The organism is Streptomyces sp. NPDC007905, from assembly GCF_042959345.1.
Lineage (GTDB): Bacteria > Actinomycetota > Actinomycetes > Streptomycetales > Streptomycetaceae > Streptomyces.
Window position 1 is genome coordinate 112,810 of the sequence record NZ_JBIBKS010000019.1, and the last position, 16,854, is coordinate 129,663.

General features: G+C 71.8%; 13 protein-coding genes and 2 pseudogenes. 7 read left to right on the plus strand and 8 right to left on the minus strand.

Features of this window, described 5'->3' with window-relative positions:
* Genes otsB through ACFZDC_RS30115 form a run of 3 tightly spaced genes read right to left on the minus strand, consistent with a single transcriptional unit; the run spans nt 1 to nt 2,390 of the window.
* The gene (gene otsB, locus ACFZDC_RS30105; RefSeq protein ID WP_391328938.1) at nt 1–834 is read right to left on the minus strand and encodes a trehalose-phosphatase; all 834 of its coding nucleotides are present in this window, start codon (nt 832–834) and stop codon (nt 1–3) included.
* A gap of 51 nt (nt 835–885) precedes the next feature.
* A complete protein-coding gene (locus ACFZDC_RS30110; protein ID WP_391328939.1) occupies nt 886–1,110 on the minus strand; it encodes a DUF3263 domain-containing protein in 225 nt (74 codons plus the stop codon).
* A 35-nt stretch (nt 1,111–1,145) separates the two neighbouring features.
* The gene (locus ACFZDC_RS30115) at nt 1,146–2,390 is read right to left on the minus strand and encodes an extracellular solute-binding protein (protein WP_391328940.1); all 1,245 of its coding nucleotides are present in this window, start codon (nt 2,388–2,390) and stop codon (nt 1,146–1,148) included.
* Between the two features lie 138 nt (nt 2,391–2,528).
* Here ACFZDC_RS30115 and ACFZDC_RS30120 point away from each other — a divergent pair, with 138 nt between their 5' ends.
* The 3 genes from ACFZDC_RS30120 (at nt 2,529) to ACFZDC_RS30130 (ending at nt 5,657) form a co-directional block, all read left to right on the plus strand.
* Nucleotides 2,529–3,470, plus strand: coding sequence for an ROK family protein (locus tag ACFZDC_RS30120; protein ID WP_391328941.1), 942 nt, complete (start codon nt 2,529–2,531; stop codon nt 3,468–3,470).
* A complete protein-coding gene (nagA, locus tag ACFZDC_RS30125; RefSeq protein ID WP_391328942.1) occupies nt 3,470–4,612 on the plus strand; it encodes an N-acetylglucosamine-6-phosphate deacetylase in 1,143 nt (380 codons plus the stop codon). The genes ACFZDC_RS30120 and nagA overlap by 1 nt, the downstream gene beginning before the upstream one ends.
* Nucleotides 4,613–4,727: 115 nt before the next feature.
* Nucleotides 4,728–5,657 (plus strand): hexose kinase, encoded by a 930-nt coding sequence (locus ACFZDC_RS30130; RefSeq protein ID WP_391328989.1) that lies wholly within the window; start codon nt 4,728–4,730, stop codon nt 5,655–5,657.
* Nucleotides 5,658–5,955: 298 nt separating this feature from the next.
* Here the strand turns inward: ACFZDC_RS30130 and ACFZDC_RS30135 are convergent, their stop codons facing one another.
* Together ACFZDC_RS30135 and cdgB are read right to left on the minus strand one after the other, a co-directional pair.
* A complete protein-coding gene (locus ACFZDC_RS30135; RefSeq protein ID WP_391328943.1) occupies nt 5,956–6,885 on the minus strand; it encodes a CBM35 domain-containing protein in 930 nt (309 codons plus the stop codon).
* A 118-nt stretch (nt 6,886–7,003) separates the two neighbouring features.
* Nucleotides 7,004–8,662, minus strand: a complete 1,659-nt coding sequence (cdgB, locus tag ACFZDC_RS30140; protein ID WP_391328944.1) for a diguanylate cyclase CdgB — start codon at nt 8,660–8,662, stop codon at nt 7,004–7,006.
* 348 nt (nt 8,663–9,010) lie between these two features.
* Between cdgB and ACFZDC_RS30145 the strand changes: the two genes are divergently transcribed.
* Nucleotides 9,011–9,583, plus strand: a complete 573-nt coding sequence (locus ACFZDC_RS30145; protein ID WP_391328945.1) for a flavin reductase — start codon at nt 9,011–9,013, stop codon at nt 9,581–9,583.
* Between the two features lie 246 nt (nt 9,584–9,829).
* Here ACFZDC_RS30145 and ACFZDC_RS30150 read toward each other — a convergent pair.
* Both ACFZDC_RS30150 and arfB read right to left on the minus strand, forming a co-directional pair.
* Nucleotides 9,830–10,646: pseudogene (locus ACFZDC_RS30150) on the minus strand (sigma factor-like helix-turn-helix DNA-binding protein); the annotation flags it as partial.
* An 84-nt stretch (nt 10,647–10,730) separates the two neighbouring features.
* Complete coding sequence (gene arfB, locus ACFZDC_RS30155; protein ID WP_391328946.1) at nt 10,731–11,168, minus strand: alternative ribosome rescue aminoacyl-tRNA hydrolase ArfB; 438 nt, start codon at nt 11,166–11,168, stop codon at nt 10,731–10,733.
* A gap of 155 nt (nt 11,169–11,323) precedes the next feature.
* Here arfB and ACFZDC_RS30160 point away from each other — a divergent pair, with 155 nt between their 5' ends.
* The 3 genes and pseudogenes from ACFZDC_RS30160 (at nt 11,324) to ACFZDC_RS30170 (ending at nt 15,397) form a co-directional block, all read left to right on the plus strand.
* A complete protein-coding gene (locus ACFZDC_RS30160; RefSeq protein WP_391328947.1) occupies nt 11,324–11,899 on the plus strand; it encodes a TerD family protein in 576 nt (191 codons plus the stop codon).
* 148 nt (nt 11,900–12,047) lie between these two features.
* A pseudogene (locus ACFZDC_RS30165) lies at nt 12,048–13,021 on the plus strand (GNAT family N-acetyltransferase).
* Nucleotides 13,022–13,840: 819 nt separating this feature from the next.
* Nucleotides 13,841–15,397, plus strand: coding sequence for a M4 family metallopeptidase (locus ACFZDC_RS30170; protein ID WP_391328990.1), 1,557 nt, complete (start codon nt 13,841–13,843; stop codon nt 15,395–15,397).
* 37 nt (nt 15,398–15,434) lie between these two features.
* Here ACFZDC_RS30170 and ACFZDC_RS30175 read toward each other — a convergent pair whose 3' ends face one another.
* A complete protein-coding gene (locus tag ACFZDC_RS30175) occupies nt 15,435–16,829 on the minus strand; it encodes a M1 family aminopeptidase (RefSeq protein ID WP_391328948.1) in 1,395 nt (464 codons plus the stop codon).
* Nucleotides 16,830–16,854: the final 25 nt, after the last annotated feature.

A 16,854-nucleotide genomic window follows, 5' to 3' on the forward strand; every position in this document is an offset into this window, starting at 1 on the left:
TCAGCCGATCCGCTCCGCCAGTGCCCGCAGCAGTCCCACGACACCCTCGGGACCCTCCACCACCATGTCCGCCCGTTCCGCCAGTTCGGTGACCTCCGTGCTGCCGCTGCAGACCAGGAGGCCGGGGACGCCGTCCGAGCGGAGTTTCTCGACCGCCGCGAACGCGGGGAGGTCGCCGAGGTCGTCGCCGGCGTAGAGGACGGCCCCGGCGCCCGTGGCGCGGACGTGGTCGAGGAGGGCGACGCCCTTGTCCATGCCGGGCGGGCGGAGTTCGAGGACCAGCCGGCCGGGCTCGACGATCAGGCCGTGCCGGGTGGCGAGGTCGGCGAGGGGTTCGCGCAGGGCCTCGAAGGCGGCCTGGGGGTCGTCGGCACGGCGGGTGTGGACGGCGACCGCACGCCCCTTCTCCTCGATCCACGCGCCGTGCCCGGCGCCGACGCGGTCCAGGAGGCCCGGCAGCTCGGCGCGGACCGCGGCCACGCCGGGGTGCGGTGGTGGTGCGCTGAGCTCGCCGGTCGCGGCCTGCCAGCGCTCGGCGCCGTAGTGGCCGAGGACGACGAGATGTTCCAGGCCGGGCACGCCCGCGAAGCCGCCGTTCCGCACGGCGACCTCGGCGGGTCTGCCGGTGACCACGGCGACGGAGGCGACCTTGGGGGCGAGCGCGGCGAGCGCGGGTACGGCATCGGGGTGGGCGCGGGCCTGCTCGGGGTCGGCGACGATGGGGGCGAGTGTGCCGTCGAAGTCGAGGCCGATCACCGCGGTGTGCGGCATGGCGAGCAGCGCGGCGAGTCCGTCCCGCCCGGCCTGGGTTGCCGGGGTCGGCAGAAGGTCCATACAGCGACAGTATCCAGCTGGGGCCGAGGTCACGCCTGGAGCCGCGCAACCTCAGCGCTCGGCCCGCCGTGCCTCCCGTACGCGTCTCAACCGGTTCACCGTCACCGGGTCCAGCGCCAGCGCCCGCTCGTCGTCCAGCAACGCGTTGAGGAGCTGGTAGTAGCGCACCGGTGTCAGGCCCAGTTCCTCGCGTATCGCCCGTTCCTTCGCGCCGGGGCCGGGAAAGCCCCGGCGTTCCAGCGCGAGGATGGCCTTTTCGCGGCTGCCCAGTTCCATGGGGGCCACCGTAACGCCGGGCACCGACAGCCGGCTCAGTTCGCCTCGCTGCTGTCCGCCGCCGCGGCGGCCGACTGCAGGCGGGTCAGGACGCCGCCGGGGCTGCCGCCGGGGGCGACCGCCTGGCCGATGCTCTTCTTCACGGCCGCGCTGACCGCCGCCCAGGAGGTCTTGCCGACGGGGTACAGCTCGGAGGTGGGCAGCTGCTCGAGGAAGGGCCGCAGTTCCTTGTCCGGGGCCGAGTCCGACGCGGTCATGGTGTCGGACGCGGAGCCGGTGACCGGGAGCAGGCCGTACTCGCGGGAGAAGGCGAGCACGTTCTTCTGCTCGTAGACGAAGTCGAGAAAGTCGCCGATCTGCTCGGCGTGCCCGTTCTGCTTGAAGCCCATCATCCAGTCGGCGACGCCCATCGAGGCCTTGGCCCTGCCGGTGCGGCCCGGCATCCGGACCGTGCCGAACTTCACGCCCTTCTTGGCGGCCTGCTGGATCAGCGTGGGATGCCCGTTGACCATGCCGACCTGGCCTGCGGCAAAGGCGTCGAAGGCGTCCGCGCGGTTGAGCCGACCGGGGGCGACCGGGCCCGTCAGGCCCTTGTCGACCAGCTCGTCCTTGAGCCAGGTGAAGGTCCGCACGTTCTGCGCCGAGTCGATGGTGTAGGTGCCGATGTCGTCGGTGTAGCCGTTGCCGCCGCTCAGCAGCCACTGCATGGTCTCGGCCTGGGCCTCCTCGGGCCCGAGGGGCAGCGCGTAGGGGTATTTCACGCCCTTGTCCTTGAGCGCCCTGGCGTCGGCCGCCAGCTCGCTCCAGGTGGTGGGCGGGGTGATGCCGGCCTGGGCGAAGAGGGTCTTGTTGTAGAAGAGCACCCGGGTGGAGGCCGCGAACGGGACGCCGTACTGCACGTGCTTCCACTCGCCCGCGTCGGAGAGCTGGGGGAGCAGGTCGGCCTGGGTGCGGATGGACAGCAGGTCGGAGGCCGGGTACAGCTTGCCCGCGGCCGCGTAGTCGGCGTAGGCGCCGATCTGGGCCAGGTCGGGGGCGTGACCGGCGCCGACCATCTCCTTGACCTTGCGGTCGACGTCGTTCCAGGAGTAGACGCTGACCTCGACCTTCACCCCGGGGTGCTGGGACTCGTACGTCTCGACCAGCTTGTCCCAGTACTTCTGGGAGCTGTTCGCCGCGGAGTCGCCGTAGTCGGCGGCGACCAGTCTGAGGGTCACGTCGGAGGACCCCGTGCTCCCGCAGCCGCCGAGGACCGCCGTCATGCCCAGTGCGGACACCACCGCGATCGTTCCTGTCGTACGCCGACGCACCGTCAAAACCCCAACCCTGCTGTCTGACCGTTCAATATATGGACACATAAGGTCTACACCACGTGAGTGGACTAGACCTCTCATGGGTCCGCGGGCCACACTGTTCCCGTGAGACATGTCATCGCCCTGGACGTGGGCGGTACCGGGATGAAGGCCGCCCTGGTCGGCGACGACGGCGCGCTGCTGCACCGCGCCCGCCGGGCGACCGGCCGCGAGCGCGGCCCCGACGCGGTGGTCGCGGGCATCCTCGACTTCGCCGCCGAGCTGCGCGCGTACGGCGTGGAGCGCTACGGCGAACCCGCCGCCGCGGCCGGCCTCGCGGTCCCCGGCATCGTCGACGAGGAGCACGGCACCGCCGTCTACGCGGCCAACCTCGGCTGGCGGGACGTACCCCTGCGCGCCCTGCTCGCCGACCGGCTCGGCGTCCCCGTCGCGCTCGGCCACGACGTGCGCACCGGTGGGCTCGCCGAGGGCCGGATCGGCGCGGGCAAGGGCGCCGACCGGTTCCTGTTCGTGCCACTGGGCACCGGGATCGCCGGAGCGATCGGCCTGGACGGACGGGTGGAGGCGGGCGCGCACGGCTTCGCGGGCGAGATCGGGCACGTCGTCGTACGGCCCGGCGGCATCCTCTGCCCCTGCGGGCAGCGCGGCTGCCTGGAGCGGTACGCCTCCGCGTCCGCCGTCAGCGAGGCCTGGGCCGCCGCCTGCGGTGACCCGGACGCGGACGCGGCCGACTGCGCGAAGGCCGTCGTGTCCGGTGACCCGAACGCCGTCCGGGTCTGGCAGGGGGCGGTGGACGCGCTCGCCGACGGGCTGGTCACCGCACTCACCCTGCTGGACCCGCGCACGCTCATCATCGGTGGCGGCCTGGCCGAAGCGGGGGAAGTGTTGTTCCAGCCACTGCGGGACGCCGTCCGGCAGCGGGTCACCTTCCAGAAACTGCCGTCCATCGTCCCCGCCGCACTCGGCGACACCGCCGGCTGCCTGGGCGCGGGCCTTCTCGCCCGGGATCTCCTCGACTCCACCGACCCCTCGGAGGTAACCGCCTGATGGCTCCCAGCTTGGTTCTCGCAGGTGCTCGGGTGGTGCTGCCCACCGGGGTGGTGGACGACGGGCGGGTGGTCGTGGAGGGTACGAGGATCGCGGCTTCGGCACCCGGGAACGCCGACGTGATCGACGTGACCGGCCACTGGCTGGTGCCCGGCTTCGTCGACATCCACAACCACGGCGGCGGCGGAGCCTCTTTCTCCGGCACGGCGGACGAGATCCTCACCGCCGTCCGCACCCACCGCCTGCACGGCACCACCACCCTGGTCGCCTCCACGGTCACCGACGAGATGGACCTGCTGGTGACCCAGGCCGGGCTGCTGAGCGAGCTGGCCGAACAGGGTGACATCGCAGGCATCCACTTCGAGGGGCCGTTCATCTCCCCGTGCCGCAAGGGCGCGCACTCCGAGGAGCTGCTGCGCGACCCGGACCCGGCCGAGGTCCGCAAGCTGATCGACGCCGGGCGCGGCAAGGTGAAGATGGTCACCCTCGCCACCGAGCTGCCGGGCGGCATCGACTCCGTACGGCTGCTCGCGGAGCACGGCGTGATCGCGGCGATCGGGCACACGGACGCCACCTACGAGCAGACGGTCGAGGCCGTCGACGCGGGCGCCACGGTCGCCACCCACCTCTTCAACGCCATGCCCGCCCTCGGCCACCGCGCCCCCGGCCCGATCGCCGCCCTGCTGGAGGACGAGCGGGTCACGGTCGAGCTGATCAACGACGGCACGCATCTGCATCCGGCCGCGCTGGAGCTGGCGTTCCATCACGCGGGGGCCTCCCGGGTCGCGTTCATCACCGACGCGATGGACGCGGCGGGCATCGGCGACGGCCGCTACATGCTCGGCCCGCTGGAGGTGGAGGTCAGCGAGGGCGTGGCACGGCTGGTGGAGGGCGGCTCGATCGCGGGCTCCACGCTCACCCTGGACCGGGCGTTCAAGCGGGCGGTGACCGTCGACAAGCTGCCGGTGCAGGACGCGGTGACGGCGCTGTCGGTGAACCCGGCCCGGCTGCTCGGCCTCTTCGACCGCATCGGCTCCCTGGAGCCGGGCAAGGACGCCGACCTGGTCCTGCTGGACGCGAACTTCGACCTCAAGGGCGTGATGCGCCAAGGAGAATGGGCCGTCGCGCCCCAACTGCCCTGATCCGTCCTGGCGTCGAGAGACGGTGGCCGACCCGAGCACTGGGCCGACCGCCGTCTCTTTGGCATGATCAGGGCCCCGGAAACCGATGGCGCACTTCGAGGGGAGGTCGGCCCGGGTGATCCTCACGGTCACACTGAACACCGCTCTCGACATCACCTATCGTGTACGGTCGCTGCGGCCGCACGCCTCGCACCGCGTCTCGGACGTCGTCGAGCGACCGGGCGGCAAAGGCGTGAACGTGGCCCGGGTGCTGGCCGCTCTCGGGCACGAGGTGACCGTCACCGGCTTCGCGGGCGGCGCCACCGGACAGGTGCTGCGCGAACGGCTCTCGGCCACGCCCGGCGTGACGGACGCGCTGGTTCCGAGCGCGGGATCCACCCGTCGCACGATCGCCATCGTGGACGAACTGACGGGCGACACCACGCAGTTGAACGAACCGGGCCCGCAGATCGAGCCGGCCGAGTGGGGTGCCTTCCTCGACCGCTACGACGAGCTCCTGCCCAGCGCCTCGGCGGTGGCCCTGTCCGGCAGCCTGCCGCCGGGTGTGCCGGTGGGCGCGTACGCGGGCCTGATACGCACGGCCCGCGCCCTCGGTGTTCCCGTACTGCTGGACACCAGTGGGGAGCCCCTGCGCCGCGGGGTCGCCGCCCGCCCCGACATCATCAAGCCGAACGCCGAGGAACTGGCCGAGCTCACCGGCTCCCACGAGCCATCGCGCGCCACGCAGGACGCCCGGCGGCGGGGTGCCCACGCGGTCGTGGCCTCCCTCGGCCCGCAGGGCCTGCTCGCCGCGACCCCCGAGGGCCGCTGGCGCGCCACCCCGCCCGCCCGCGTCCACGGCAACCCCACCGGCGCGGGCGACTCGGCGGTCGCGGCCCTGCTGTCGGGCCTGGTCGAGCAACTCCCCTGGCCGGACCGCCTGTCCCGCGCGGTAGCCCTGTCGACGGCGACCGTCCTGTCCCCAACGGCAGGCGAGTTCGACCGCGCGACCTACGACGAGCTGGTGGACCGGGCTGTGGTGACAGCCCACACTCTCACGGCATGAGCATTCAGCCCTGTTGCGCCGCGGACAACGCAGCTCCGTGGCTCTTCGAGGACATGGACACTTCCGCCGGTGCCGTGATCAGGAATTCCGTCAGCGACAAGTGCCTTGCCCGGATCGCGAACGACCGGGTCAACACCGGGTCAGCACGACCACGTGCACCGGGGGTCCGGCTCAGCATGGCGGCGGGCAGCACCCGCCACCCCGAACTCCCAGGCCTGCCGGTGCCCAGGCCCTGACCGTCGCGCTCGCCGTCGCCGGGCAGGTCGTCCCTCGTCGCCGGTGAGTTGCCGCCCGCGGACTACCCCCACCCAGCCTTCAGCCAGAGCTGGTCGAAGTTGACGTCGCACTGGTTGCCCTGCTCACAGGAGATCTTGATGGTGTTGGTGCCCTTGTTGAGGGTGATGTTCCCCCAGGTGTTGGTCCAGCCCTTCTCGTAGTCGCCCTCCGCGGCCTTGGCAAAGTTCCCCAGGTTGAGGGGGCGGTTCTGGACCGTGCCATTGACCGTGAGGGTGGCGTTGGCGTCCTTGCCGGGCACGCCGTACGTGACGTACAGCCTGTACTTGCCCGACTTGGGGACATCGCTCACGTTCCAGGTGATGGACGCGCCAACCTGGTTGAAGTTCGTGACGTAGGAGCCGCCGTCGGCCTTCGCGCCCTTGACGTCCGAGGCCACGGTGACGCCTCCCGCCAGCTGCACGGAGCCGTCCACGGCGTCGACCTTCGGCAGTTCACCCGACGCCGCCGGGTTGCTGCCCGACGGGCTCGGCTTGCTGCTCTGGGACTGGGTCGAGGTCGTGCCCGCCCGGTTGTCCGTCTTCTTGTCGTCGTTGCCGTTGAGCATCGCCACACTGATGCCGATGACGACCGCGGCGACCACCGCGATCGCGCCGATCAGCAGGCCCTTGGTGTTCGGGCCGCGGCGGCCGCCGGAGGGGGGCGCGGGCTGCCGGCTCGTGGTCGCTCCGCCGGGGAGGGTCTCGGGGGCCTGGTAGTAGGCGTTCGGCTGACCGTGGGCGCCCTGCTGCTGCGGGACGGCCGGCTGCTGGCCGTACGGGGCCTGCGGCTGGCCGTACTGGCGCTCGCCGACCGTGCGCACCCTGCTCACCGAGTTCGGGTAGCCGTAACCGCCGGACGGCGGCTGGGCGCCTCTGGCCTGACCGTCGGCGTACAGGTAGCCGAACGGGTCGTCGTCCTCGGGCGTGCTCGCGCCGTTGTCGCCGGGCGTCATCCCTTGGTACTCCTCAACAGGTGCGGGCGTATGCGGTACGGGTGTGGAATGGCGAGCCTACCCGCTCTGGCTGCCCCAAACGGGTGAGCCGTATCGCATCAGCTCACTGACCTGCGGATCATCCGGCGCGTCGGTGCTGTTTGGGACGAGATCGTTTCTCTACGTACATCCGCTCGTCGGCTGACTTCAACACTTCGTCCGCCGTCATGCCGCAGTGCGCCCAGCCGATGCCGAAGCTGGCGCCCACCCGGACGGCCCGGCCCTCGGCGCGGATGGGCTGGATGATCTCGTTGCGCAGGCGTACGGCGAGGTCCTGGGCGTCGGCCTTGCCGAGGCCGTCGGCGAGGATCACGAACTCGTCGCCGCCGAGCCGGGCGACCGTGTCCCCGTCGCGCACGCCCTGCGAAAGGCGCCGGGCGACCTCGATCAGAACCGCGTCGCCCGCGTTGTGGCCGAAGCGGTCGTTGATCGACTTGAAGCCGTCCAGGTCGCAGAAGAGGACCGCGAGGCCCTTGGTCCCGTCGTCGCGGCCGTCCTCGGGTGCGACGGTGTGGACGTGGTGGTCGTAGCCCTCGAGCGCCTCGACGCCCGGTGCGAAGTCGAAGCCGTGGCCCGCGGGGGTGTCGTAGGCGGGGTGGCCGTAGGCCGCGTCCAGGGACTCCAGCGCCCCGGGATGGGTCGCGCGCTGACACAGGCGGGCCGACAGCCGGGAGCGCAGCTCGGCGGAGTTCGGCAGGCCGGTGAGGGAGTCGTGGGAGGCGCGGTGGGCGAGCTGCAGCTCGCGGCGCTTGCGCTCCTCGATGTCCTCGACGTGGGTGAGCAGGAAGCGGGGGCCGTCGGCGGCGTCGGCGACGACGGAGTTGCGCAGGCTGACCCAGACGTAGCTGCCGTCGCGGCGGCCGAGGCGGAGCTCCGCGCGGCCGCCTTCCGCCGAGGTGCGCAGCAGCGTGCCGATGTCCTCGGGGTGGACGAGGTCGGAGAAGGAGTAGCGGCGCATCGCGGAGGCGGGGCGGCCCAGCAGACGGCACAGGGCGTCGTTGGTGCGCAGGATCCGCCCGTGCTGGTCGCCGCCCATCTCGGCGATGGCCATGCCGGAGGGCGCGTACTCGAAGGCCTGCCTGAAGCTTTCCTCACTGGCCCTGAGGGCCTGCTGCTCCCGCTCCAGACGGACCAGGGCGCGCTGCATGTTGGCACGCAGACGCGCGTTGCTGATCGCGATGGCGGCCTGGAAGGCGTACATCTGCAGGGCCTCGCGGCCCCAGGCGCCGGGACGGCGGCCGTTGCGCGGCCGGTCGACGGATATGACCCCGAGCAGTTCGCCGGAGGAGCTGCCGCCGTGCGGGCCGGGCGTGTACATCGGCGCGAAGAGCCGGTCGGAGGGGTGCCACTCGTCCTCGAACCGGGGCGCGGGTCCGTCGGTGTACCACTGCGGGACGTCGTCGTCGTCCAGCACCCAGCCCTCGGTGTGCGGTATGAACACCAGGTCGCCCCACTGCTCACCCATGTTCAGCCGCCGCTCCCAGGACTCGCGGGAGCCGACCCGGCCGGTGATCAGGGCCTCGGCCGCGGAGTTGCCGGAGAACGCGGCGACCACGAGATCGCCGTCGGGGCGGACGAGGTTGACGCACGCCATCTCGTAACCGAGTGCGCCCACGGCGCCGTCGGCGACCGTCTGCAGTGTGTCCGCCAGGCTGCGTGCCGTGTTCATGTCGGCCATGACCTGGTGCAGCTGTCGCAGGGACGCAAGGCGGACATACGGCTCCGACTCGGTCTCCATGCTCGCCCTCCCCCCGAGACCTCGCAGCGAATCAAGGGTTGCCTTCGGCGCTTCTTTACGGTGGTGCTTCCCGTGGTGCTCTTACGGCTTCCCGTCACTGAATCACAGCGCGCTGCCCACTCGGTACACAGGGTCAACAATTCCTGCCCCTTGTGACTCAAGTCACAGAAGAACATGAACAATTGGGTGGAGTTTCTACGTTTTCCCTGTGTGTTTACGAACGCAGGCTTTGTGGGCGCGTTCACATGATGCACGAACCGTCCACACCTCCTGGTCCCCCGGCCCTAGGACCCGGCTAGGGCGGAGGGCCGATGCGGCGCGCACGGTGCGGAGATTAGCGTTTCCGGCGTGCTGAACACTCCCTCACCCACCGCCACCTCTGCTTCCGGGCATGCTGAGGGGGTGAGCAACGACGAGTTCCGGGCCGCGATGTCCCGGCTGGGCGCGGGCGTGGTCCTGGTGACCGCGCAGGAGCCGCCGCTGGACCCGGACGACCCGACCGCGCCGGGCGTCGAGGACGTCGGCATGACCGCCACCGCCTTCATGTCCGTCTCACTGGACCCGCCGCTGGTGCTGGTCAGCCTGCGCGTGGGCGCCCGCATGGACGACCTGCTCGACGAACAGCCGCTGTGGGCCGTCTCCGTCCTCTCCGAGAGCCAGCGCCACATCGCCGGCCGCTTCGCCATGAAGGGCCGCATCAGCGACCGCCTGCTCTTCGAGGGCCTCCCCTGCGTCCGCGGCGAGGCCACCGGCGCCCCGCTGGTGGGCGGTGCGCTGGCCACCCTGGAGTGCCGCACCGAGCAGCGGGTGACGGCCGGCGACCACACGCTCGTCATCGGCCGGGTGCTGACCGCGCGAGTGCCGAGCACGGAGGGCGGCCCATTGATGTATTTCCGGGGCCGCTACCGGCAGTTGGGGTAATCGGCCGGCGCGGAATTCCACGGCCGTGACGTGAAGCCCGCCTTAATGCGTGCGGATGACAGCTCGCCGGAAGAGATAACTCCCCGGAATCCCGAAGCCGCGCTCGCCGTCCGCGTCCGCACCGGACGGGAACACGCGGTCGAGCCGGTCGCGCACTCCCTCGCCGAGGAAGAGCACGCGCCGGACGCCGCGGGGCCGGCCTCCGCCCGGGCGACGGGACTTTCGCGTCAGGCCCTGGCCGGGCTCGATGGTGAGGGCGTCCAGGCGCGCCGGGTCGGTCAGGATCTCGATGACGGCGATGCGGTCGCGTACGAAGGTGAAGGCGAGGGCGCGCTCGGGGCGGCCGTCGGCCGCCGGGACCACCAGGCCGGTCACGCCGTCGATCAGAGCGGGGTACGACGCGGGCGAGGTGGGCGTAGTTCGTGGCGCCGGAGGCCACCGCCTTCGCACCGGTCGTCACACCGGCCTCGGTGCGGGCCACCACGTCCGGGTCGAGCACGGCCGGCAACCCGTCGAAGTCGCCGTTGCGCGCCGCGGCCAGGAACGCGCCGACGAGCTCCCGCTGCCGGGCGAGAGCGGCGTCCGCGGGCTCGGCGCCCCGCACCCGGCGCCGGGCCCGGCCGGCGAGCTGCCGGGTGGCCGCCGGGCTGCGGCCGAGGACGCCCGCGACCTCGTCGAACGGCACCGCGAACAGGTCGTGCAGCACGAACGCGAGCCGTTCGGCGGGCGTGAGGGTGTCGAGCACGACGAGCAGGGCGACCCCGACCGAGTCGGCGAGCAGGGCGTGCTCGGCGAGGTCCGGCGCGTCGGACGGCGCCGGCTGCCAGGTCTCCAGCGGTTGCTCGGCACGGGAGCGGAGCACGTCCAGGCAGACCCGGCCGACGACGGTGGTCAGCCGGCCGCCGAGGTTCTCCACCTGCCGGTCGCCGGACCGGCTGAGCCGGACCCAGGCCTCCTGCACGGCGTCCTCCTCCGCGGCGGACCCCGGCATGCGGTAGGCGACGGCACGGAGACGGCCCCGGTGCGTCTCGAAGCGCTCGGCGAGAAAGTCGTTGTCACTCATGGCAGGTCTGCCTCTTCTCCGTCCCGTTCCGTCGTCCGTCACCGCAGTGACGGATCGGGAGCCGGAGGTGTGACAGGACTGCCGTCATCCCCAGTCGCGGCCCGTGCGGCCCCGCTTGGTCTGCGAGCGCTGCTTCTTCTCCCGCAGTCGGCGCTCGTTGATGCCGCGCGGGATACGGGTCGGTCTGCGGGGCTTGGGCGGGGGTGCGGTGGCCTCGGCGAGGAGGGCGGCGAGGCGTACGGCGGCGGCCTCGCGGTTGCGCCACTGGGAGCGGTGCTCGGAGGACCGTACGACCACGGCCCCGTCCACCAGCCGCCCGGCCAGCCGCTGCAGCGCCCGCTCCTTCCACACCGGGGGAAGTGCCTCGGTGTGCGCGAGGTCGAAGCGCAGCTCCACCTGTGAGTCGCTGGTGTTCACGTGCTGCCCGCCGGGCCCGGAGGACCTGGAGAAACGCCACGTCAGCTCGGCCTCGGGAAGCGAGACCGAGCCGCGGATGAGATAGGGCCCGGACATGCCTCCCATGTTCCCGGCCCCGCCCGTCGTACGTCATCCGGTTTTCGCCGTGGGTAAAAAAGGTAAAGGCATCCGGAACCACCGGGACCCCCCTCGACGTTCTCCCCGGTGACGGTAGCTTCATCGGCACAGATACACGGACAACAAAGGAAGGGACTCCCAACATGGCTGTAAGCCTGTCCAAGGGTGGCAACGTCTCGCTCACCAAGGAGGCTCCGGGCCTGACCGCCGTCACCGTGGGCCTCGGCTGGGACGTCCGCACCACCACCGGCACGGACTTCGACCTGGACGCCTCCGCCATCGCGCTCAACACGCAGGGCAAGGTCTACTCCGACGCACACTTCGTGTTCTTCAACAACAAGCAGACCCCGGACAACACCATCGTCCACACCGGCGACAACCGCACGGGTGAGGGCGCCGGCGACGACGAGGCGATCAACGTCAACCTGGCCGCGCTCCCGGCCGACGTCGACAAGGTCGTCTTCCCCGTCTCCATCTACGACGGCGAGAACCGAGGCCAGAACTTCGGTCAGGTCCGCAATGCCTACATCCGCATCGTCAACCAGGCCGGCGGCGCCGAGATCGCCCGCTACGACCTGTCCGAGGACGCCGCCACCGAGACGGCCATGATCTTCGGCGAGCTGTACCGCAACGGCGCGGAGTGGAAGTTCCGCGCCGTGGGCCAGGGTTACGCCTCGGGCCTGGTGGGCATCGCCCAGGACTTCGGTGTGAACGTCTGACGGGCGCGACGCCCGGCGGGAGCCCTGGGACACGGCAGGCGCGCCGTGGCCCGGGGCTTCGGCGCAACCGCCGGGGGACGAGTGGGGCCAGGGGAGCAAAGGGCCGTAAAGCCGTGGGTCCGCACCGCTCCCGGGTTACCTTGCCCGCGTGATCCTCCAGCGTCTGACTCCCCGCCGCGACATCCCCGCCCCGCTGCTCACCGAGCTGACGGCGCTGTACGCCTCCCACCACGAGTTCCTCGCGCTCAGCGGGGACCTCCCCGACCCGGACGACGTACGGCCCGAGCAGGTGGCGACCGTGCTGGCCGACGAGCTGGTCCACCCGGACGCCGAGGTGCTGCTGGCCAGGGCCGAGGGGCGGCTGGTCGCGATCGTGATCACGCTGGCCCGTCACCCGGACCCCGCCGATCCGGATCCCTGGATCGGGCTGCTGATGGTGCACGCGTCCGAACAGGGGAAGGGGTACGGCCGGCGGGTCGCCACCCTGGTCGAGGAGCGCTTCCGGGCCGCCGGCCGCCGGGCCGTACGGCTCGCCGTGCTCGACAACAACCCCGAGGGACTCGCCTTCTGGACCGCCCTCGGCTACGAGGTCGTCGACCACCGCCCGGACCACGCCCTCGGCCGCCCCTGCGCCGTGCTGCGCAAGGTGCTGCGCACGCCCCGGTAGGCGGCCCGGGTCGCCATGGCCGACCCCGACGGCGCGGTGCTCCTGCTCCGGTACGACAACGTCGAGGCCGCCGTGCACTCGGCGCTGCCCGGCAGCGACCTGGGGCGGGCGAAACCCCACGTGAAGACGCCCAGCGGAAGCTGCGCGAGGAGACCGGCTGGGACCACCTGGAACCGGGCCCCCTGCTGTGCACCTGGGAGCAGGACTTCACCCTCTCCCCCTCCGGGCTCCGCTCGAACGGGGGGACCCCCGTCGGCGTTCCCGTCCGCCGGCACGAGCACGTCTACGTCACCCGCGGCCCGCACCGCGAGCGGACGGGCCCTGAGCCGGCCGCCGCGCAGGCCGCCGGCGGCATCCTCGCCTGGCGCTGGTGGAGCAGGCCGGAACGGGCCGAGGAGCCGGAGCGGGTGTGGCCACCGGGCCTCGCCCGGCTGCTGGACGAGTGGGAGGGCTGAGGCGCGGTCCGAGTGGTCGACGCTCCCCGCCACGGGGCTCGGCGCCGTGGTGGGGGGGGCGGCTCGCCCCTGCTCGCCGACCGGGTGCTCCCCCACTGCCCCAAGGGCGTGGGAGGTACCCCCGACGGCGCGAGACCACCGAGCGCACCGGTGGGAGCGCCGGGACATCTCCGTCACCGGTCTGGCGAAGTGCCGGCCGGTGTACGAGGCCATGCACACCGCCGCCACCGCCACCGCGACGGACCGCCGGCGGAGCGGGACGCGGCCGTCCGGGAGGCGGTCCGGGCCTCGGACTGTGACGAGGTCCGGGCGACCGCGCTGGTCTGCGCCGCGAGGAGATGGCGGCCGTCATCGCGGACGTCTACGCCTGCCTGCGCGAGCTGCTGGGGGTTTCGCCGCGGGTGATCCGCCGCTGGTCACCCCGGAGTTGCGGGAGCGCCGGCGCGGGCACGCGCAGGCCGTGGGGGTTGCGCGAGCGGCGTTGCGTGCCGAACCGGCCTGCGCGGTGTGACACGCGAGGCATCAACTGTGCTGTATCGGTAAGGAGTTGATCACCGCCACCGCGTCCGTATAACGGATTCCGCAGCACGTCTTTCGGATACGAACACGTAAGGTCTTGTCGGCGCCCTGTCAAACGGGCCGTTGTCGATGCCACTCTCTCTCCACCCGCCGCAACTCTGTGCATCCCCTGTGTCCCGTCTGTGTCTCCGACCCCACGGAGACCAGTCCGAAGGAGATCGAGTGAGACAGCAGCCCCACGCGTCCCGCACCTCCCGCAAGGCCGCCGTGCGCGCCGTCGCCCTGGTCGGCTCGGCCGCGATGGTCGTCCTCGCACTGCAGAACGGCCCCGCCAGCGCCGCCCCCACGCACACCCCCGGCGCCACGGCCCTCCCGCTCAGCGCCACGGCCCGCACCGCCGCCCTGAAGTCGGCCCAGGAGCACGCCGGTGCGGCGGCCCGCGAACTCGGCCTCGGCGCCAAGGAGAAGCTGGTCGTCCGGGACGTGCTCAAGGACGCGAACGGCACCGTCCACACCCGCTACGAGCGCACGTACGCCGGCCTGCCCGTCCTCGGCGGTGACCTGGTCACCCACGTGGCGAAGAACGGTTCGCTCAAGGGCGTCAGCAAGGCGGCCAAGGCCCGGATATCCGTGCCCACCACCACCGCGGCCGTCTCGCCCACGAGCGCGAAGAAGTCCGCGCTCAAGGCCGCCGGTACCGCGAAGACCACCGCCTCGACCTCCCGCAAGGTCGTCTGGGCGGCCGGCGCCAAGCCGGTCCTCGCCTACGAGTCCGTCGTCAAGGGCGTCCGGCACGACGGCACCCCGAGCGAGCTGCACGTCGTCACCAACGCGCAGACCGGCAAGGAGATCTACTCCTACGAGGCGATCGACACCGGGACGGGCACCAGCCAGTACAGCGGTACGGTCACGCTCGGCACCACCGCCTCCGCCTCCGGCGGCTACGACCTGATCGACGGCGGCCGCGGCGGTCACAAGACGTACGACCTGAACGGCGGCACGAGCGGCACCGGCACCCTGTTCCACGACGCCGACGACGTCTGGGGCAACGGCACCGTCACCAACCGCCAGACCGCCGCCGTCGACGCCGCCTACGGTGCCGCCGTCACCTGGGACTTCTACAAGTCCGCGTTCAACCGCAACGGCATCGCGGGCGGCGGCAAGGCGGCCTACTCCCGCGTCCACTACGGCAACGCCTACGTCAACGCCTTCTGGGACGACAGCTGCTTCTGCATGACCTACGGCGACGGCGCGAACAACGCGGACCCGCTCACCTCGCTCGACGTGGCCGGCCACGAGATGAGCCACGGTCTGACCGCGGCCACGGCGAAGCTCAACTACAGCCGCGAGTCCGGCGGTCTGAACGAGGCCACCTCGGACATCTTCGGCACCTCGGTGGAGTTCTTCGCGAACAACGCCTCCGACCCCGGCGACTACCTCATCGGCGAGAAGATCGACATCAACGGCGACGGCACCCCGCTGCGCTACATGGACAAGCCCAGCAAGGACGGCGGCTCCGCCGACTACTGGTCGAAGTCGGTCGGCCGCCTCGACGTGCACTACTCGTCGGGGGTCGCCAACCACTTCTTCTACCTGCTGAGCGAGGGCAGCGGCGCCAAGACGGTCAACGGGGTCTCCTACAACTCCCCGACCTACGACGGCTCCACGGTCACCGGTATCGGCCGGGCCAAGGCCGACCAGATCTGGTACAAGGCACTCACCACCTACTTCACCTCGACGACCAACTACGCGGGCGCCCGCACCGGCACCCTGCAGGCCGCGGCCGACCTGTACGGCTCGGGCAGCGCCGAGTACAACGCGGTTGCGGCGGCCTGGAAGGCGGTCAACGTCAACTGACCGCTCGTGCACGGCAGTGAGATCGCCGGGCCGCCCGTCACGGGTGGTCCGGCCTGCCGTCCCCGTACAGCCAGTCCCTCCAGATCGCGGCGAAGTCCTTGTCCGGGGCCTTCTTCTCGACGTAGGCGGTGAAGTCGGCGGTGCCGGCGGTGCCGTGGCGGTGGGCGGCGGCCCAGCCCTGGACGATGTCGTAGAAGGTGTCGTCGCCGACCTTCTGGCGGATCTTCTGCAGGACCATCGCCCCGCGCTGGTAGACGGGGCTGTCGGAGATGTGCGCGGCACCGGAGGGCTTCGCCGGCGGGAAGGCCCACACGGCCTCGTCGTCGGCCTCGTACAGATCGGTGAAGGTCTGCTGGGCGCTCTTTCCGCCGTGGTCCTCCCGGTACAGCCACTCCGCGTACGTCGCGAAACCCTCGTTGAGCCACATGTCCCGCCAGCTCGCGGGGGTGACCGAGTCGCCGTACCACTGGTGGGCGAGTTCGTGCACGAGGGTGGTGGTGTCGGGGGCGCCCGGGAAGACGGGGCGGTTCTGGGTCTCCAGGGCGTAGCCGGCGTCGTCCGGGCGGTCGACGATCGCCCCGGTGGAGGAGAACGGATACGGCCCGAAGTTGTACTCCTCCCAGGCGATGATCTCGGGGATCTTCGCGAGCACCTTCGCGCTCGCCTCGGCCTGGGCGGGGTCGACGGCGGTGAGGACCGGCAGGCCGTGCGGGCCCGTGGCGCGGGTGATGTCGTAGTGGCCGATGGCGACCGTGGCGAGGTAGCTCGCCATGGGCTGGGCGGTGTGCCAGGCGTAGGTGGTATGGCCGCCGCGGGTGTTCTGGCTGGTCAACTCCCCGTTGGAGACGGCCTGGAGGCCCTTGGGGACGGTGACCGTGATGTCGTAGGTCGCCTTGTCCGAGGGGTGGTGGTCACCGGGGAACCAGGCCATGGAACCGACCGGCTCGCCGAGGCCGAGCGCGCCGTCGGCGGTGCGCAGCCAACCCTCCTCGGAGCCGTCGGGGTCGGTGAGGGTCCGCGGGGTGCCCGAGTAGCGCACGGTGGTGCTGAAGGTCTCGCCCTTGCCGAGGTCGTCGTGGGGACGGACGGTGAGTTCCTGGCCGGCGCGGTTCCAGCGGGCGGCCTCGCCCTCGACGGTGACGGAGCCGACGTCCAGTCCGGCGAGGTCGAGGTCGAAGGCGGACAGGTCCTTCGTTGCGCGGGCGGTGATGACCGCCTTGCCGGTGAGGTGGTGGGTACCCGGGGCGTAGTCGAGGGTGAGGGCGTAGTGGGTGACGTCGTAGCCGCCGTTGCCCGCCTTCGGGAAGTAGGGGTCGCGCACGCCGGAGCCGCCCGGTGTGCCATGGACGCCGCCGTCGCACGCGGTGCCGGTGAGGGCGAGGGCGAGGGCGAGCAGCGCGGCGGCCGGGACAAGGCGCGCGGATCGGAACATGCCAGTGATCTTAGGGTGGGGCACC